The 21,543-nt window shown below is 63.0% G+C and carries 2 protein-coding genes; both read left to right on the top strand.

Annotation, left to right across the window (positions count from 1 at the left end; all coding sequences use genetic code 11):
* Nucleotide 1: 1 nt before the first annotated feature.
* Nucleotides 2-7,783 carry a non-ribosomal peptide synthetase gene (locus ATH90_RS11505; protein ID WP_098466297.1) on the top strand — a complete coding sequence of 2,594 codons (7,782 nt, stop codon included), beginning with the start codon at nucleotides 2-4 and terminating at the stop codon, nucleotides 7,781-7,783.
* Nucleotides 7,784-7,793: 10 nt separating this feature from the next.
* Nucleotides 7,794-21,356 (top strand): non-ribosomal peptide synthase/polyketide synthase, encoded by a 13,563-nt coding sequence (locus ATH90_RS11510; RefSeq protein ID WP_244905984.1) that lies wholly within the window; start codon nucleotides 7,794-7,796, stop codon nucleotides 21,354-21,356.
* The last annotated feature ends 187 nt before the right edge of the window (nucleotides 21,357-21,543 follow it).

Here is a 21,543-nt window from a genome sequence, read left to right on the forward strand (position 1 = left end):
CATGCTTTCCAACCCTAATATCGATCTGGTTTCGCGCTTTCTTCGCCTGCCCCTGGAACAGCGCCAGCAGTTTTACCAGCGCCTGCAAAGCCGGGGCATGAGCTTCGCTCAACTGCCGATTGCTTCGATCCGCGAGGACGGCCAGAAACTGCCATTGTCCTACGCCCAGGAGCGCCAGTGGTTTCTCTGGCAGTTGGACCCGGACAGTGACGCCTATCACGTCCCCGGCGCCCTGCGCCTGAGCGGCCAACTGGATAAAGCCGCCCTGCAACGCAGCTTCGACACCCTGGTGGCGCGCCATGAAAGCCTGCGCACGCGCCTGCAGTTGGATGCTGAACAGCGCTCGCAGGAGGTACTGGCCCACGCCGTGATCGAGATCGCCGAAAGCGCGGTCGACGAAACACAGCTCAAGGCCCGCGTCGAAGCCGAAATTGCCCGTCCCTTCGACTTGCAGCAAGGTCCGTTGCTGCGGGTCAGCTTGCTCGCCGTGAGTGAAGAAGAACACGTGCTGGTACTGGTGCAGCACCACATCGTTTCCGACGGTTGGTCGATGGGCGTGATGGTGCAGGAGTTGATGCAACTCTACGCCGCCTACAGCCAAGGCCAGGACTGTGCCTTGGCGCCGCTGCCGATCCAGTACGCCGACTACGCAGTGTGGCAACGCAGCTGGATGGAAGCGGGGGAGAAGGCCCGTCAACTGGCGTACTGGCGCGAACTGCTCGGCGGCGCGCAGCCGGTGCTGGAGCTGCCGTTCGACCAGCCGCGCCCGGCGCAACAGAGCTTTCGCGGCGCGCGCCATGACATCGTGCTCGAACCGGCGCTGGTTGCAGGGTTGAAAGCCCTGGCCCAGCGTGAAGGCGTGACGATGTTCATGCTGCTGCTGGCCTCGTTCCAGGCCTTTTTGTACCGATACAGCGGCCAGCAGGACATTCGCGTCGGCGTGCCGATTGCCAACCGCAACCGTGTCGAGACGGAATCGCTGATTGGTTTCTTCGTCAATACCCAAGTGCTCAAGGCCGACCTCGATGGCCAGATGAGCTTCGCCCAGCTGTTGCAGCACACCAAGCGCCGGGCGCTGGAAGCCCAGGCTCATCAAGACTTGCCCTTCGAGCAATTGGTCGAGGCGCTGCAGCCGGAACGCAGCCTGAGCCATAACCCATTGTTCCAGGTGATGTTCAATCACCAGGCCAGCACTCAAGCAGCGGCACACTCACTGCCGGGCTTGCGCGTGGCCCACCTCGAATGGGACACCCACAGCGCTCAGTTCGACCTGAGCCTCGACACCCAGGAGAGCGGCGACGCGATCTGGGCCTCCCTGACGTACGCCACCGACCTGTTTGGTGCCGCCACCGTGACGCGCATGGCCGAGCACTGGCTGAGCCTGTTGCGTGCCGCCGTGGCGAACACGGCGTTGCCTTTGCAGGACCTTGCGACCCTCAACGCCGATGAGCGCGAGCAGATTCTCTCTGAGTGGAACGCCACCGAACGCGACTACCCGCAAGGGCAGTGGGTGCCTCAGTTGTTCGAGGCCCAGGTGTTGGCACAGCCGGATGCGCCGGCGTTGCGCTTCAACGACCTGTCCCTGAACTATGCCGAACTGAACCGCCGCGCCAACCGCCTGGCTCATCGCCTGATCGAAGCCGGCGTGGGGCCTGACGTGCTGGTGGGCCTGGCCTTGGAACGTTCCATCGAAATGGTCGTGGGCCTGCTCGCTGTGCTCAAGGCCGGTGGTGCCTATGTGCCGCTGGACCCGGAATACCCGCGTGAGCGCTTGGCCTACATGCTCGACGACAGTGGTGTGAAACTGCTGTTGACCCAGGCCCATCTGCTTGATCAGTTGCCGACCCCGGATGGACTGGAAACCCTGGTGCTGGGTGACTCGGCCTTTGAGGCCTACAGCGACGCCAACCCCGGCATCGCGCTGGACGGTGAAAACCTTGCCTACGTGATCTACACCTCGGGCTCCACCGGCCAGCCGAAGGGCGCGGGCAACCGTCATTCAGCGTTGCTCAATCGCCTGCAATGGATGCAGGACGCCTATGGCCTGGACGTCAGTGACACGGTGCTGCAAAAGACCCCGTTCAGCTTCGACGTATCGGTGTGGGAGTTCTTCTGGCCCTTGATGACCGGCTCGCGGCTGGTGGTTGCCGCGCCCGGAGATCACCGTGACCCCGCCAAACTGGTTCGCCTGATCAATGCCGAACACGTCACCACGCTGCACTTTGTGCCGTCGATGTTGCAGGCGTTCCTGCAGGACGCCACGGTTGCGACCTGTCACACCCTGCACCGCATCGTGTGCAGCGGCGAGGCTTTGCCGGTGGACGCCCAGCAGCACGTGTTCGCCAAGCTGCCGCAAGCCGGGCTCTACAACCTCTACGGCCCGACCGAAGCCGCCATCGACGTGACCCACTGGACCTGCGTGGAGGAAGGCCGCGACGCGGTGCCGATCGGCCGTCCGATTGCCAACCTTGGGTGCTACATCCTCGACAGCAACATCGAACCTGTCCCGGTTGGCGTGCTGGGCGAGCTGTACCTGGGCGGTATCGGCCTGGCCCGCGGTTACCACCGCCGTGCGGCACTCACCGCCGAACGGTTAGTCGCCCACCCGTTCATCAAGGGCGAGCGCCTGTACCGCACTGGCGACCTGGCGCGTTATCGCGAAGATGGCGTGATCGAATACGCCGGGCGTATCGACCATCAGGTCAAACTGCGTGGCCTGCGTATCGAACTGGGTGAAATCGAAGCGCGCCTGCTCGAGCACGCGTGGGTGCGTGAGGCTGCCGTGTTGGCGGTCGACAGCAAATACCTGGTGGGCTACCTGGTGTTGCACAATGCCGGCGATGACTGGCGCGATGTACTGGGCACTCACTTGGGCCAGCATCTGCCGGACTACATGGTCCCAGCGCAGTGGGTGCTGCTGGAGCAAATGCCCCTGAGTCCCAACGGCAAGCTGGACCGCAAGGGCCTGCCCAAACCCGAAGCCACCCACCCCTACGAAGCGCCGCAGAGTGCGCTGGAGCAGCAGATCGCCGCGATCTGGGCTGACGTGCTGGGCGTTGAACAAGTGGGTTTGAACGACAACTTCTTCGAGCGTGGGGGGGATTCGATCATCTCCATTCAGGTGGTCAGCCGCGCCCGTGCCGCCGGGATCCATTTCACCGCCAAGGCGCTGTTCCAGCATCAGACTGTACGCAGCCTGGCCCGCGTGGCGCAGTTGCAAACAGCGCAGGTGATCGACCAGGGCCCAGTGCAGGGCGAGACGCCGTTGCTGCCTTTCCAGCAACTGTTCTTCGAGATGGACCTGCCGGACCGCCACCACTGGAACCAGTCCTTGCTGCTGGCGCCACGCCAGCCGATTCTCGCCGAACCGTTGGAAGCTGCGCTGCAAGCGCTCACCCGGCACCACGATGTGCTGCGCCTGAGCTTCAGCCAGCAAGCCGAGGGCTGGACCGCGCGGCATGATGCGCAACCTGCGACCTTGCTATGGCAGGCGAGCGTGCAGGACACCACCGAGCTGCAAGCCCTGTGCGAGCGCGCCCAGCGCAGCCTCGACCTGCAACAAGGCCCGTTGCTGCGTGCGGTACTCGCCGAGATGGCTGACGGGTCCCAGCGCTTGTTGCTGGTCATGCACCACCTGGTGGTGGACGGTGTGTCCTGGCGGGTGTTTCTTGAAGACTTGCAAAGCCTGTATCGCCAACAGCCGTTGCCGGCCAAGACCACCTCGTTCAAGGCCTGGGCCGAGCGTCTGCAGGCCCATGCCCGCAGCGCAGCGATACAGCCGCAAAAACACTTCTGGCTGCAACAGCTCCAGGGTGTGCCGACCGACTTGCCGTGTCGGGATCCACGCGGCGCACGTCCCGGTCGCCTGGCGCAGACCGTGGTCAGCCAACTGGACGCCGAGCACACCCGGCAACTACTGCAACAGGCGCCTACGGCCTATCGCACCCAGATCAACGACTTGCTGCTGACGGCCCTGGCGCGGGTGATCTGCCAGTGGACCGGGCAGGCTTCCAGCCTGATCCAGTTGGAAGGCCATGGCCGCGAAGACCTGTTCGACGACATCGACCTGACCCGCACCCTCGGCTGGTTCACCAGCCTGTTCCCGGTGCGCCTGACCCCGGCCGAATCCCTTGCCACCTCGATCAAGCAGATCAAGGAGCAGCTGCGCGCGGTGCCGGACAAAGGCCTGGGCTTTGGCGCGCTGCGCTACCTGGGCGACGAGGCCACGCGCCAGGCGTTCAGTGAGTTGCCGGTGCCACGCATCACTTTCAACTACCTGGGCCAGATCGACGGCAGCTTTGACTCGCCAGACGTTTTGTTCGGGCCCGCGACGGAAAGCGCGGGTGCCGAGCAAAGCCCGGACGCGCCCCTGGGCAACTGGTTGACACTCAACGGCCAGGTGTTCGGCGGCGAGCTGCACATGGGCTGGACCTTCAGCCCGCTGATGTTCGAGGCGTCGCAGATCGACGCCTTGAGCCAGGCGTTTACCCGCGAACTGAAAGCGTTGGTCGAGCACTGCTGCACCCCGGGCAACCGTGGCGTGACGGCTTCCGATTTCCCGTTGTCGCGCTTGAACCAGCAGCAACTCGAATCCTTGCCATTGGCCGCCGAGGCCATTGAAGACATCTACACCTTGTCGCCCATGCAGCAAGGCATGCTGTTCCACACCCTGTACGAACAGGCGGCGGGTGATTACATCAACCAGATCCGCGTGACCGCCGAGGGCCTGGATGTGGCGCGATTCCAGCAGGCGTGGGATGCCACCGTGCGCGCCCACGACGTGTTGCGCAGTGGGTTCTTCTGGGAAGGCCAGCTGGAATGGCCGTGCCAGGTGGTGTACCGCGAAGCCCGGTTGCCGATCGAACACCTCGATTGGCGCGCGATGCCGGAGCGTGAGCTGGCATTGCAAAACCTGCAGGAAACCCAGCGTCGCCAGGGGTTTGATTTGGCCAAGGCCCCCCTGGTACGCCTGGTGCTGGTGCGCACCGATGAGCAACGCCACGAGCTGATCTACACCCACCATCACATCCTGATGGACGGCTGGAGCAATTCGCGGCTGTTCGGTGAAGTGCTGCAGCGTTATGCCGGCGTGGCGGTGCCTGAAGCAGCCGGGCGCTATCGCGATTACATCCGTTGGTTGCAACAGCGTGATGGCGCTGCGACTGAAACCTTCTGGCGCGAACAGTTCAGTGCACTGCAAGCGCCGACGCGCCTGGGCAGCAGCCAGCCGATGGCAGCAGACGGGCACGGCGAACACCAACTGAGCCTGGATCGCCCGCTGACGGATCGCCTTGAAGCCTTCGCACGTCGCAACAAGGTGACGCTCAACACCCTGATCCAGGCGGCGTGGCTGGTCCTGTTGCAGCGTCATAGCGGGCAATCGGTGGTGGCCTTCGGCGCCACTGTGGCCGGGCGTCCGGCTGACCTTGTGGGGGTGGAGCAACAGATCGGCCTGTTCATCAATACCTTGCCGGTGATCTGCGCCGTGGATGGCCAGCATACCGTGGCCGACTGGTTGCAGGCGGTGCAGGCGCAGAACCTGGCCTTGCGCGAGCATGAGCATACCGGGCTGTACGATATCCAGCGCTGGGCCGGGCAGGGCGGTGAAGCCTTGTTCGATAACATTCTTGTGTTCGAAAACTACCCCGTGTCCAAGGCCCTGGAACAAAGCGGTGGCAGCGGCATCCGTTTTGGCCTGCCGCAGTCCCGCGAGCAAACCAGCTTCCCGCTGACGGTGCTGGTGGACGTCGGTGACACGCTGTCGGTGCAGTTCAGCTTTGCGCGTGCGCATTTTGACGCACGCACGGTGCAAACCTATGGCCGCCATCTGGTCAATCTGCTGCAAGCCATGCTTGAGGGCGGCCAGCAGCGCCTGGGTGACCTGGCGATGCTCGATGTGGCTGAACGTCAGCAGGTGCTACAGGATTGGAACGCCACGGCGCGGGACTACCCATTGCAGCACTGCGTGCATCAACGGATTGAAGAGCAAGTGGCGCGTACACCAGATGCCGCGGCCTTGGTGTTTGCCGAGCAGCGCTTGAGCTACGCCGAACTGAACCGCCGCGCCAACCGCCTGGCTCATCGCCTGATCGAAGCCGGGGTAGGCCCGGATGTGCTGGTGGGCCTGGCGGTGGAACGCTCCGTCGAAATGGTCGTGGGCCTGCTCGCTGTGCTCAAGGCCGGTGGTGCCTATGTGCCGCTGGACCCGGAATACCCGCGTGAGCGCTTGGCCTACATGCTGGAAGACAGTGGCGTGAAACTGCTGTTGACCCAGGCGCATTTGCGCGAGCAACTGCCGATTCCCCAAGGTCTTGAGGCTCTGGTGCTGGGTGACTCGGGCTTTGAGGCCTACAGCGACGCCAACCCCGGGATCGCGTTGGACGGCGAAAACCTTGCCTACGTGATCTACACCTCGGGTTCCACCGGCCAGCCGAAGGGCGCGGGCAACCGTCATTCGGCGTTGCTCAATCGCCTGCAATGGATGCAGGACGCCTATGGCCTGGACGTCAGTGACACGGTGCTGCAAAAGACCCCGTTCAGCTTCGACGTATCGGTGTGGGAGTTCTTCTGGCCCTTGATGACCGGCTCGCGGCTGGTGGTTGCCGCGCCCGGAGATCACCGTGACCCCGCCAAACTGGTTCGCCTGATCAATGCCGAACACGTCACCACGCTGCACTTTGTGCCGTCGATGTTGCAGGCGTTCCTGCAGGACGCCACGGTTGCGACCTGTCACACCCTGCACCGCATCGTGTGCAGCGGCGAGGCTTTGCCGGTGGACGCCCAGCAGCACGTGTTCGCCAAGCTGCCGCAAACCGGGCTCTACAACCTCTACGGCCCGACCGAAGCCGCGATCGACGTGACCCACTGGACCTGCGTGGAGGAAGGCCGCGACGCGGTGCCGATCGGCCGTCCGATTGCCAACCTTGGGTGCTACATCCTCGACAGCAACGTCGAACCTGTACCGGTTGGCGTGCTGGGCGAGCTGTACCTGGGCGGTATCGGCCTGGCCCGCGGTTACCACCGCCGTGCGGCACTCACCGCCGAACGGTTCGTCGCCCACCCGTTCATCAAGGGCGAGCGCCTGTACCGCACCGGCGACCTGGCGCGTTATCGCGAAAACGGCGTGATCGAATACGCCGGGCGTATCGACCACCAGGTCAAGCTGCGTGGCCTGCGTATCGAACTGGGTGAAATCGAAGCGCGCCTGCTGGAGCACGACTGGGTCCGCGAGGCCGCCGTGCTGGCCGTCGATGGCAAATACCTGGTGGGCTACCTGGTGCTGCACAACGCCGGCGATGACTGGCGCGATGTGCTGAGTGCACACCTGGCTCAACACTTGCCGGACTACATGGTCCCGGCCCAATGGATGCTGCTTGAGCAAATGCCCCTGAGTCCCAACGGCAAGCTGGACCGCAAGGCCCTGCCGGCGGTGGACGCCAACCTGCAAGCCCGGGAATACGTCGCCCCGCACAGCGAGCTGGAGCAACAGATCGCCGCCATCTGGGCCGAGGTACTGGAGGTCGAGCGGGTGGGCATGCACGACAACTTCTTCGAACTGGGCGGGCACTCCCTGCTGGCCACTCAGGTGGTGGTGCGCCTGCGCGAGCAGTTGCATGCCGAATTCGACGTCAAATCGATTTTCACCACCCCGACCCTGGCCGATTTCAGCGCCCATGTGGCCGCCCGGCAGACAAATAATTCGCCGGTGCAGGACGCATTGGCTAAATCCTTGGAGGCCCTCAAACGTCTATCAGCAGAAGATTTGGATAAATTGATTTCCTGAGGGGCGTGGCGTGCAAGCATTAATCGAGTCGGTAGGGTCACTTTCGGCGCAACAAAAGAAAGCGTTGGCGGTAATGCTCAAGCAGCAGGGCATCAACCTGTTTGAGATTGCCCCGGTTTTCAAGCGCCAGGAAGGTGAGCCCCTTCGGCTCTCTTATGCTCAGGAGCGGCAGTGGTTCTTGTGGCAGTTGGAGCCGCAGAGCCCGGCTTACCACCTGCCGCGCGCCTTGCGCTTGAAAGGTCGCCTTGACCGGGCGGCCTTGCAGCGCAGCTTCGATAGCCTGATCGCCCGCCACGAAAGCCTGCGTACTTACTTGCATCAGGATGTCGATCAGGTGCTGCAGGTGGTCAGGCCCGAGTTGTCGCTTGAAATCGCCTTTGAAAGCGCTGATGCCGCGCAGCTTGAACGGCGGGTGCAAGCAGAAATCGCCAAGCCCTTCGATCTGCTACAAGGCCCGCTGCTGCGGGTCAAGTTGCTGCAATTGGCACCCGATGAGCACGTGTTGGTGTTGGTGCTGCACCACATCGTCTCCGATGGCTGGTCGATGCAGGTGATGGTCGACGAGTTGGTGCAGTCGTACCTTGCTCACAGCCAAGGCCGTGATGTGCGCCTGCCGGACTTGTCGATCCAATACCCGGACTACGCCCTGTGGCAGCGCAGCTGGATGGAAGCCGGCGAAAAAGAGCGTCAGTTGGGCTATTGGTGCGAGCAGTTGGGCGGTGAGCAACCGGTGCTCGAACTCCCGCTAGATCACCCGCGTCCGGCCGTACAGAGCTATCGCGGTGCACGGCTCGACATGGGCCTGGACGCGGCACTGGTCAACGGGCTCAAGGCGTTGGCCCAGCGCGAAGGCGTGACGCTGTTCATGTTGCTGCTGGCGTCCTTCCAGACCTTGTTGTATCGCTACAGCGGGCAGTCGGATATCCGCGTCGGCGTGCCGATTGCCAACCGTAATCGCGCGGAAACCGAGCGGTTGATCGGCTTTTTCGTCAATACCCAGGTGCTCAAGGCCGATATCGACGGGCACATGACCTTCAGCCAGCTGCTGGCCCAGGTCAAGCAACGTGCCTTGGAGGCCCAGAGTCATCAGGACCTGCCGTTCGAGCAATTGGTCGAAGCTTTGCAGCCCGAGCGCAGCCTGAGCCATAACCCGCTGTTCCAGGTGATGTTCAACCACCAGACCGAAGGCCGCGGGCCACGTGGCGAGCAGCAGTTGCCAGGCCTGGGCGTGGAGGCGCTGGAGTGGGACAGCCAGAGTGCGCAGTTCGACCTGAGCCTGGATACCCAGGAGTCGCCCGAAGGCATCTGGGCCTCGCTGACCTATGCGACCGACCTGTTCGAGGCGGCGACCGTGCAACGTATGGCCGAGCACTGGCAACAGTTGTTACGGGCGGTGGTCGGGCGCGCCGGTAATCGTATTGCACAGCTCGGGATGCTGGTCGATGACGAGCAACGCAAGCTGTTGCAAGACTGGAACCGCGGCGCGGCGGCGTTTGAAGACGTCGTGGGCGTCCACGGCTTGTTCCAGGCCCAGGTCGGGCAGCGGCCCGATGCGATTGCCCTGTGCCTGGACGACCAGTCCATCAGCTATGCCGAGCTGAACCGCCAGGCCAACCGTCTGGCTCATCACCTGATCGGCCTGGGTATTGGCCCGGAAGTGTTGGTGGGGGTGGCGGTCGAGCGCTCGTTCGACATGGTGGTCAGTCTGTTGGCAGTGCTCAAGGCCGGCGGTGCTTACGTGCCGCTCGACCCGCAATACCCGCGTGAACGTCTGTTGCATATGCTCGAAGACAGTGGCGTGCGCCTGGTGTTGACCCAGGCCCAGGTGGCGATGCCATTGCCTGAGGGCATGGCGACGGTCGATCTGGCGGATGCGCGCCTGGCGTTGTGCCCTGAGAGCGATCCGAAGGTGGCGGTTGCCGCGCAAAACCTGGCCTACGTGATCTACACCTCGGGGTCCACCGGCAAGCCCAAGGGTGTGGCGATCAATCATGCGGCGCTGACCGAATTCTCCAGTATTGCCGCCGGTTACTCGCAGTTGAGCGCCGAAGACCGGGTGCTTCAATTCGCTACCCTGAATTTCGATGGGTTTGTCGAGCAGTTGTACCCGGCGCTGACCCATGGCGCTACGGTTGTCCTGCGCGGCCCGGATTTGTGGGACAGCGCTCGGCTGTACGACGAAATCATTGCCCAGGGCATCACCCTGGCCGACTTGCCAACCGCCTATTGGAACCTGTTCCTGCTCGACTGCCTGGCCGCGGGCCCGCGCACCTATGGCGCGCTGCGCCAGGTCCATATCGGCGGCGAAGCCATGCCGCTGGACGGTCCGGCGCAGTGGCTCAAGGCCGGGCTTGGTCATGTCCGCTTGCTCAATACCTACGGCCCTACGGAAGCCACCGTTGTGTCGAGCGTGTTGGATTGCACGGCAGGCTCCGAGCTGGTTGGCGCCACCGCCAGCCCGATTGGCCGTTCGCTGCCAGGTCGTGCGCTGTATGTGCTGGATCGCGATGTGAACTTGGCGCCGTTGGGCGCCGTGGGCGAGCTGTATATCGGCAGCAGCTGCGGCTTGGCGCGTGCCTATATGAACCGTGCAGTGCTGACGGCCGAGCGTTTTGTACCGGATCCTTTTGGTGAAGCCGGCGAGCGCCTGTACCGCACTGGAGACCTGGCGCGGTACCGGGCCGATGGTGTGATCGAGTACGTGGGCCGGGTTGACCATCAGGTAAAAATTCGCGGCTTTCGTATTGAGCTGGGGGAAATCGAAGCGCTGCTACTGGCCCAGCCGAACGTGCGTGAAACCTTGGTATTGGCCGCCGATAACCAGCTTGTGGCCTATCTGGTGGCCGAACAGGACGAGGCCGAGGCGCTCAAGTCGGTCCTGCGTGAACAGCTGCCGGACTACATGGTGCCTGCGCACCTGATCTTCCTTGAGCGCATGCCCTTGAACCCGAACGGCAAGCTGGACCGGCAGGCGCTGCCCAAACCCGATGCCCGTCAATCTCAGCAGGTGTGGGTCGCGCCGGTCACCGAACTGGAGCAACAGGTCGCCGCCGTCTGGGCAGACATTCTCGGGGCCGAGCGGGTGGGGCTGACCGATCACTTCTTCGAAATGGGCGGGCACTCGCTTTTGGCCATGCAGGTGGTTTCGCGCCTGCGCCAGGTATTGGGCCGTGAAGTTCCACTCAAGCTGGTCTTCGAGCAACCGCGTCTCGAAGGTTTCGCCACCGCTCTGCAAGTATTGGAAGCGCGCGAAGGTGAGCAGGCGCCCCCCTTGCTAGCGGTCGGTCGCGAACAACCGCTGCCGCTGTCTTACGCCCAGGAACGCCAGTGGTTCCTGTGGCAACTGGACCCCCACAGTGCTGCATACCATATCCCCAGTGCCCTGCGCCTCAAGGGCACTTTGGATACCTCGGCACTGCAACGCAGTTTCGATGCCCTGATGGCCCGTCATGAGAGCCTGCGCACCTGTGTGCAGGAGCAACCGGACGGGGCACGGCAGGTGATTCTGCCTGACACCGCTTTGCCGATCAGGCTGGAGCAGGTCGACGAGGCTGACTTGCAGGCGCAGGTCGAAGCCGAGATTGCTCGTCCATTTGATTTGCAGCAAGGGCCGTTGCTGCGTGTGACCTTGCTGCGCCTGGCCGAGGACGATCATGTGCTGGTGCTGGTGCAGCATCACATCGTGTCCGATGGTTGGTCGATGCAGGTCATGGTCGAAGAACTGGTGAAGTTGTATGCCGCGTTCAGCCAGGGCCAGGCGCCGCAACTGCCGGATATGCCGATCCAGTATGCCGACTATGCCGTGTGGCAGCGTGCCTGGATGGACGCCGGCGAGAAGGTCCGTCAGCTGGATTACTGGCGTGACTTGCTCGGCGGTGAGCAGCCGGTGCTGGAACTGCCGTTCGACCATCAGCGTCCGGCTCAACAGAGTCATCGGGGGGCGCGCCTGGACGTGTCGTTGCCAGCGGCGCTGGCCGCTGATCTAAAAGCCCTGGCCCAGCGCGAAGGTGTGACGCTGTTCATGTTGTTGCTGGCTTCGTTCCAGGCCTTGCTGCACCGCTACAGTGGCCAGCAGGATATTCGCGTGGGCGTGCCGATCGCCAACCGCAACCGCGTGGAAACCGAGCGCCTGATCGGCTTCTTCGTCAACACCCAGGTGCTCAAGGCCGATATCGATGGGCAGACCACCGTTGCGCAGTTGCTGGCCCAGGTCAAGCAGCGTGCGTTGGACGCCCAGGCGCATCAGGACCTGCCCTTCGAACAACTGGTAGAACACCTGCAGCCCGAGCGTAGCCTGAGCCTCAACCCACTGTTCCAGGTGATGTTCAACTACCAGGCCGAAGGGCGTCGAGGTGACGAACCACAGGCCCTGGCCCACTTACGCATCGAAGGGTTGGCGTGGGACCGGCGTACTGCGCATTTCGATCTTGACCTGGATGTCCAAGAGGGGGCAGACGGGCTCTGGGCGTCACTGGGGTATGCCACGGACCTGTTTGAAGCTTCTACCATCGAGCGCATGGCCGATCACTGGCAGAACGTATTGCAGGCGATGGTTGCCGACCAACAGCAACCCATCAGCCAATTGAGTCTGCTGGGCCAGGCTGAGCAACACCATATCCTGCAGCTGTGGAACCAGACCGACGCGGGTTTCCCGGCCAAGCGCCTGGTCCACGAACGAGTCGCCGATCGCGCCCGGGAAACCCCGACGGCGGTGGCGGTGAAATTCGACGCGCAAACCCTGACCTATGGCGAGCTGGACCGCCAGGCCAACCGCCTGGCCCATGCGCTGATCGCGCGCGGCGTCGGCCCGGAAGTGCGCGTGGCCATCGCCATGCCGCGCAGTGCCGAAATCATGGTGGCGTTCCTCGCGGTAATGAAAGCCGGTGGCGTCTACGTGCCGCTGGACATCGAATACCCGCGCGATCGCCTGCTGTACATGATGCAGGACAGCCGCGCGCAGTTGCTGCTGACCCACACCAGCGCCTTGCAGCAACTGCCGATTCCTGAAGGATTGGATTCCCTGGCGATTGACCGTACTGAAACCTGGGTCGATTACAGCGACGATGCACCTGGCGTAAAACTGGACGGCGACAACCTCGCCTACGTGATCTACACCTCCGGCTCCACCGGCATGCCCAAGGGCGTGGCGGTGTCCCACGGCCCATTGGTGGCGCACATCATCGCCACCGGCGAACGCTATGAAACCAGTCCGTCAGACTGTGAACTGCACTTCATGTCCTTCGCCTTCGACGGTTCCCACGAAGGCTGGATGCACCCGCTGATCAACGGTGCCAGCGTGCTGATCCGCGATGACAGCCTGTGGCTGCCGGAATACACCTACCAGCAAATGCATCGTCACAATGTGACCATGGCCGTGTTCCCGCCTGTTTACCTGCAACAACTGGCCGAGCATGCCGAGCGTGACGGTAATCCTCCTGCTGTTCGTGTGTACTGCTTTGGCGGTGACGCGGTTGCCCAGGCGAGTTACGACCTGGCTTGGCGCGCACTCAAGCCGACCTACCTGTTCAACGGCTACGGCCCGACGGAAACCGTGGTTACGCCACTGCTGTGGAAGGCGCGCAAGGGCGATCCATGCGGTGCGGTCTACGCCCCCATCGGCACGCTGTTGGGCAACCGCAGCGGCTACGTGCTGGACTCGCAACTCAACCTGCAACCGATCGGCGTGGCCGGTGAGTTGTACCTGGGCGGCGAGGGCGTGGCGCGTGGTTATCTGGAGCGTCCGGCACTGACCGCCGAGCGCTTCGTGCCGGACCCCTTCGGCAAACCGGGTAGCCGCGTGTACCGCAGCGGCGACTTGACCCGTGGCCGTCCGGATGGGGTGGTGGATTACCTCGGCCGTGTCGACCATCAGGTGAAAATCCGGGGCTTCCGGATCGAGCTGGGCGAGATCGAGGCGCGCTTGCGCGAACAGGACAACGTCGGTGAAACCGTGGTGGTCGCCCAGGACGGGCCGACCGGCAAACAGCTGGTGGCGTATGTGGTGCCGGCCGATGGCCCGCTGGCTAACGAAACCGAGTTTCGCGAGACCTTGCGCCGTGCGCTGAAAATCAATCTGCCCGATTACATGGTCCCGACGCACTTCATGTTCCTGGCGCAGATGCCGCTGACCCCCAACGGCAAGCTTGATCGAAAAGGCTTGCCGCAGCCGGACGTTACCCAGTCCCAAGGTGTTTTTGTCGAGCCGGTTACCCCTTTGCAGCAGCAGGTAGCGGCCATCTGGGCCGACGTCCTCGGTGTCGAGCGGATCGGCCTCACCGATCACTTCTTTGAACTGGGCGGGCATTCACTGCTGGCCATGCAGGTCATTTCCCGCCTGCGTCAGTTACTAGCGCGTGAAGTAGCCCTGCGCACCCTGTTCGAACAGCCGCAGTTGGAAGGCTTTGTACTGGCGTTGCAAGCGCTGGATAACACCTTGCAGGTACCGTCGATGGTGGCAGTCTCCCGTGCCCGACCGCTGGCGTTGTCCTACGCCCAGGAGCGTCAGTGGTTCCTCTGGCAACTGGAGCCCGAGAGCGCGGCCTACCATGTGCCCAATGCGTTGCGCCTGAGCGGGCAGCTGGATCGCTCGGCCCTGCAGCGCAGTTTTGACGTCTTGCTCGCGCGCCATGAAGCCTTGCGCACTGTGTTTGTCACGGACGGCGAGCACACGCTGCAGCACATCCTGCCAATCGCCACATTGCAGCTGGATTTTGCCCGGTTGGAAAGTGCGTCTGCACAACAGGTGCAGGCACGGGTCGAAGCGGAAATCGCACGGCCTTTCGACTTGCGCCAGGGCCCGTTGCTGCGGGTGAAGTTGCTGCAACTGAGTGAGCAGGAACATGTGCTGGTACTGGTCCAGCACCATATCGTGTCCGATGGCTGGTCGATGCAAGTCATGGTAGATGAGCTGGTGCAACTCTACGCGGGGTTCAGCCAGGGCAGGCCGGCGCAACTACCGGCGATCGCGCTGCAATACGCCGATTACGCGGCGTGGCAGCGTGGTTGGATGGACGCCGGTGAGCGGCAGCGCCAATTGGACTACTGGCGTGAACTGTTAGGCGGCGAACAGCCGGTGCTGGAGTTGCCGCTGGATCATCCACGCCCGGCGGTGCAGAGCTACCGGGGTGCCTTGCTGGAAGTCGGTTTGGATAGCGGTCTTGTTATGGGCCTCAAGGCGTTGGCGCAGCGCGAGGGCGTGACGTTGTTCATGCTGTTGCTGGCGTCGTTCCAGACCTTGCTGCATCGCTACAGTGGCCAGTCGGATATCCGTGTCGGCGTGCCGATTGCCAACCGCAATCGTGCGGAAATCGAGCGGCTGATCGGTTTCTTCGTCAACACCCAGGTACTCAAGGTTGATATCGACGGGCAGATGACCTTTGCCCAGCTGTTGCAGCAGGTCAAGCGTCGCGCCCTCGATGCCCAGGCCAATCAGGATTTGCCGTTCGAGCAACTGGTGGAAGCGCTGCAGCCGGAACGCAGCCTCAGCCACAATCCGCTGTTCCAGGTGATGTTCAACCACCAGTCCGAGGCACGTGTACCGCGTGGCGAACAACTGCCCGGCTTGCGGGTGGAAGGGCTGACGTGGGACAGCCAGACCGCGCATTTCGACTTGAGCCTGGATACCCAAGAGTCGAGTGACGGTCTTTGGGCGTCGCTGACCTATGCCACCGATCTGTTTGAGGCCGCCACCATTGCGCGTCTGGCGCAGCATTGGCAGAACCTGCTGGAAGGTGTGGCGCGCGATGCCCTGCAGCCCATCGGCGAACTGGCGCTGCTCGATCACCAGGAGCAGGTGCACTTACTGCATGAATGGAACAGCGCCGCCCCCGCATGTGCGATTCAACAGGGCGTGCAGCACTTGTTCGAGCATCAGGCGCAACGGCGCCCGGATGCGGTAGCGCTGTGCCTGGGCGCGCGGTCCATGCGTTATGGCGAGTTGAATCTTCAGGCCAACCGTTTGGCCCATGCGCTGATCGCCCAGGGTGTCGGCCCGGAAGTGCTGGTGGGCGTCGCCGTGGAGCGCTCGTTCGAGATGGTGGTCAGCCTGCTGGCCGTGCTCAAGGCAGGCGGCGCCTATGTGCCTCTGGACCCGCAATACCCACGCGAGCGCCTATTGCATATGCTCGAAGACAGCGGCGTGCGGCTGGTGCTGATCCAATCACATATCGACATGCCGTTGCCCGAAGGTATGGCGACGCTGGACCTGAGTGATGCGGACCTGACTCCATACCCTCAGACCAATCCGCAGGTAACGGTCGACCCGCAAAACCTCGCCTATGTGATCTACACCTCTGGTTCTACCGGCAAACCCAAAGGCGTGGCGATCAACCACGCAGCACTCACCGAATTCTCGAGTATTGCGGCAGGTTACTCGCGACTCACTCAGGAGGATTGCGTACTGCAATTCGCCACCCTGAATTTCGATGGTTTCGTCGAGCAGCTGTACCCGGCGCTGACCCATGGCGCCACGGTTGTCTTGCGCGGCCCGGAGTTGTGGGACAGCGCTCGGCTGTACGAAGAAATCATTAGCCAGGGCATCACCCTGGCCGATTTGCCAACGGCCTACTGGAATCTGTTTTTGCTTGACTGCCTGGCCGCCGGCCCTCGCTCCTATGGTGCATTGCGTCAAATTCATATTGGCGGCGAAGCCATGCCGCTAGATGGCCCAGCACAATGGTTGAAAGTCGGTCTCGGCCGAGTGCGTTTGCTCAACACCTACGGCCCGACCGAAGCCACGGTGGTGTCCAGCGTGCTGGATTGCACGTCCGGTACTGAAACCATCGGCGCCACTGCCAGCCCGATTGGCCGCTCGGTGCCGGGCCGTGCCCTGTATGTGCTGGACCGCGACTTGAACCTGGCACCGCTGGGCGCCGTGGGCGACTTGTATATCGGCAGCCACTGGGGGCTTGCGCGCGCTTACCTGAACCGCGCATCGCTCACTGCCGAGCGTTTTGTGCCGGACCCGTTTGGTCAAACCGGCGAGCGCCTGTACCGCACCGGCGACCTGGCGCGTTACCGCGCCAACGGCGTGATCGAGTGCGTCGGCCGTGTGGACCATCAGGTGAAGATTCGCGGTTTCCGCATTGAGTTGGGGGAAATCGAAGCATTGCTGCTGGCCCAGGACGGCGTACGTGAAACGCTGGTGTTGGCCGCCGATAATCAACTGGTCGCTTATGTGGTCGCCGAGCAGCAAGACGGTGAAACACTCAAAAATGCCCTGCGCGAACAATTGCCGGATTACATGGTGCCGGCGCACCTGATCTTCCTCGACCGCATGCCGCTGAACCCCAACGGCAAGATGGATCGCCAGGCGTTGCCAAAACCCGACGCCAGCCAATCGCAGCAGGCCTGGGTTGCCCCGGTGACTGAGCTGGAGCAACAGGTTGCAGCGGTATGGGCCGATATTCTTGGCGCCGAGCGGGTCGGGTTGACCGATCACTTCTTTGAGATGGGCGGCCACTCGCTGTTGGCGATGCAGGTCGTCTCACGCCTGCGCAACCTGCTGGGCCGGGAAGTGGCACTGCGAAGCCTGTTCGAACAACCGCGTCTGCAAGGGTTTGTCGCCGCGCTTTCGACCGACAGCGGCATGCCACTGGCACCGGCGTTGGTTGCGGTCGGACGCGATCAGCCCTTGCCGCTGTCCTATGCCCAGGAGCGCCAATGGTTCCTCTGGCAACTGGATCCGAGTAGCGCCGCCTACCATGTGCCGAGCGCTCTGCGCCTGAAAGGGCGCCTTGACCTGTCGGCACTGCAGCGCAGTTTTGACACCCTGGTAGCGCGTCACGAAAACCTGCGGACATACCTTCAGCAGGACGGTGAGCGTGCTGTTCAGGTGATCGCCGAGCAGGCCAGCGTTGAGGTTGCCCGGGTCGACATCGGCGCATCAGCGATCCGCACCGAAGTGGAGTCGCAGATCGCGCGGCCTTTCGACCTGACTCAGGGGCCGCTGATGCGGGCGAGCCTGCTGCGTGTGGCCGAGGACGATCATGTGCTGGTGCTGGTGCAGCATCACATCGTTTCCGATGGCTGGTCGATGCAGGTCATGGTCGATGAGTTGGTGCAGCTGTACGCCGCTTTCAGCCTGGGCCAGGCGCCGCAATTGCCAGCGTTGCCGATCCAGTACGCTGACTATGCCGTTTGGCAGCGCCAGTGGATGGAGGCGGGCGAGAAGACTCGCCAGCTGGAGTACTGGCGCGGCCTGCTCGGCGGTGAACAACCGGTACTGGAGCTGCCGCTGGATCACGCCCGCCCGAGTCAGCAAAGTCATCGCGGCGCGAGCCTGGACATCCAAGTGCCGCCCGCCCTGGTGACGGAGCTGCGCGCGCTGGCCCAGCGCGAGGACGTGACCCTGTTCATGTTACTGCTGGCGTCGTTCCAGGCCCTGTTGCATCGCTACAGCGGTCAGTCGGATATCCGCGTGGGCGTGCCCGTGGCCAACCGCAACCGCGTGGAAACCGAACGGTTGATCGGCTTTTTCGTCAACACCCAGGTGCTCAAGGCCGATATCGATGGGCAGACCACCGTTGCGCAGTTGCTGGCCCAGGTCAAACAGCGTGCGCTGGACGCCCAGGCTCATCAGGACTTGCCCTTCGAGCAGTTGGTGGAAGCCTTGCAGCCTGAGCGCAACCTGAGTTTCAACCCGTTGTTCCAGGTGCTGTTCAATCATCAGACCCAAGCCAGTGGCCGCGATGAAGATGAGCAATTACCCGGTCTGCACGTCAGTGGCCTGGAGTGGGACAATCATACCGCCCAGTTTGACCTGAGCTTGAACACCCACGAGTCCGCCGGGGGGCTTGCCGCCTCGTTGACTTACGCCACGGACCTGTTCGAGCTTGCCACATTGGCGCGGATGGCGGCCCATTGGCTGAACCTGCTCAATGGCATGACCCGTGATGCCCAGCAGCGTATCGGCCAGTTGCCGCTGCTGGAACCTCAGGAGCAGCAAGCAGCCGTTCACGATTGGAATTCCACCGCGCGAGAATACCCGTTGCAACGTTGCGTGCATCAGTTGATCGAAGAACAGGTCCTCCGCACACCGGATGCGCCTGCCCTGGTGTTTGGTCAACAGTGCCTGGACTACGCCGAGTTGAACCACCGCGCCAACCGACTCGCCCATCGTTTGATCGAAGCCGGTGTGGGCCCGGATGTGCTGGTGGGGCTGGCGGTCGAGCGCTCCATCGAAATGGTCATCGGCTTGTTGGCAGTACTCAAGGCTGGCGGTGCCTATGTGCCGCTCGACCCTGAATACCCGCGTGAGCGGCTGGCGTATATGCTGGAAGACAGCGGAGTGAAACTGTTGCTGACCCAGGCGCATTTGCTGGACCAGTTACCGATTCCATCCGGTTTGGAAACCCTGGTGCTGGGCGGATCTGTGTTCGAACGCTATAGCGAAGAGAACCCGGGCATCGTTTTGCACGGCGAAAACCTCGCCTACGTGATCTACACCTCCGGTTCCACCGGTCAGCCCAAAGGCGCCGGCAACCGTCATTCGGCACTGACCAACCGGCTGTGCTGGATGCAGGAAGCCTACGGCTTGAATGCCCGCGACAGCGTACTGCAAAAAACGCCGTTCAGTTTCGACGTGTCGGTATGGGAGTTCTTCTGGCCACTGATGACTGGCTCGCGGCTTGTCGTCGCCGCGCCGGGGGATCACCGCGATCCGCAAAAGCTGGTCGCACTGATCAATGCGCAGCGGATCACCACATTGCACTTCGTGCCTTCGATGTTGCAAGCGTTCCTCCAGGATTCGGCGGTTGCCAGCTGTCACAGCCTGCAGCGCATTGTGTGCAGCGGCGAGGCGCTGCCCGTGGATGCCCAGCAGCAAGTCTTCGCCAAATTGCCGCAGGCCGACCTGTATAACCTGTATGGCCCGACCGAAGCAGCCATCGATGTGACCCACTGGACCTGCCGCGACGAAGGCTGCGACACGGTGCCGATTGGTGAGCCCATCGCCAACCTGCGCACTTATGTGTTGGACGCCGACTTGGCCCCCGTGCCGGTCGGCGTCGCTGGGGAGCTGTATCTCGGCGGCGCGGGCCTGGCACGCAGTTATCACCGCCGTCCGGCGCTGACTGCCGAACGTTTCGTTCCGTGTCCGTTCCACAACGGCGCGCGCCTGTATCGCACTGGCGATCGCGTGTGCCAGCGTGCAAATGGCGTCATTGAATACCTGGGCCGTCTTGATCATCAGGTCAAGCTGCGCGGTTTGCGTATCGAGCTGGGAGAAATCGAAGCCCGCCTGCTTGAACATCCGGTTGTGCGTGAGGCCACCGTGCTGGCAGTCGATGGCAAGCATCTGGTGGGTTACCTGGTGCTGCAACAGGCCGGCGACGATTGGCGCGAGCGGTTGAGCGCCTATCTGGCCAGTCACGTGCCGGACTATATGGTCCCGGCGCAATGGGTAGTGCTGGAACAGATGCCCCTGAGCCCCAACGGCAAGCTAGATCGCAAGGCCCTGCCCAGGCCGCAAGCGAGCGACCGCGATTACGTTGCACCACAGACCGGACTGGAACAGCAGCTTGCCGCCGTGTGGGCGCAAGTGCTGGAGGTGGAGCGTGTGGGGTTGCACGACAACTTCTTCGAGCTGGGCGGCCACTCGTTGCTGGTGTTGTTGCTCAAGGACCGCATCCACAAGGCCTGCGGTGTCACGCTCGCCGTCAATCAACTGATGCTGCACCCGACGATCGCAGGCCAGGCGCGCTGTATCGAGGGGGATGTCGGTGGCTCGTTGATCGTCAGGCTCAACAGCCAGACCCAGGGCACGCCGCTGTACCTGTTCCACCCAAGCTTTGGCTCGGTGCATTGTTACAAGGCTATCGCCCTGGCATTGCGTGAGCAGCGTCCGGTGTTGGGTGTGATTTGTCGGACCTTGGTGGAAGAGGGCGTTGAGGTGCCGACCTGGGCGCAGATGGTCGAGGACTACACCCAACAGCTGTTGCTGGCCCAGCCCCACGGCGCCTTCCGTCTGGGCGGCTGGTCACTGGGTGGCAACCTGGCGATGGAGGTGGCGTACCGCCTGGAACAAGCTGGCCGGACCGTGGAATTGCTGGGCTGGATCGACGCGCCGCCGCCTGCACGCTTTACCGCATTCTGGCAAGAGGGCGCGCGGGTGGACGAGCGAGTGATTTCCGCCGCCGAACGCCGCGTGGATTTGTTGGCGGTGATGTTCCCGGCGTATGCCGAGCAGATTCGCAACGTCTGGCATATGGCTGCCGGCGAGCAGGATGAGCAGTGGCAACGTGTGTCCGAGTGGGCCGAACTGACCCTGGGCGACAGCTTCCGCGTGCTCAAGGATGAGTTGCAAATCGGCGGCGAGACTGAGCGTTCCTGGGCGCTCAAGCAGGTGCTGGACGAGCGCCTGCAAGACGCCGACTACCGTGCGATCAAGGCTCCGGTCAATTGCTGGTGGGCCGCCCTGAGCGAAGGCGGTATTCACCAGGCGCTGATTGAGACCGGCATGCGCGAAGTGATTGGCCAGTCAGGCATCCAGCGCTCGGTGGTGATCGACACGACACACCACCGGATCGTGGACAACGCCGAGTTCATCAGCAGTTTTGTCTCGGCAATGGAGTAAGCGGTTGCGGTAACAGACGCCCCTGGCCAGTGATGACCAGGGGCGTTTTGCTGTCTGGTGTCCCCCTCGTCGGCAAGCCGGCTCCTTCGGGTGTACGCCTCTTTCGTAGGCGCTGGCTTGCCGGCGAAAAACCCCTGGCACTGCATTCACCCAGGCATGCGCAACGGGTACAAAAAAGCCCCTGGTC

It is taken from the genome of Pseudomonas lurida (genome assembly GCF_002563895.1).
GTDB lineage: Bacteria > Pseudomonadota > Gammaproteobacteria > Pseudomonadales > Pseudomonadaceae > Aquipseudomonas > Aquipseudomonas lurida.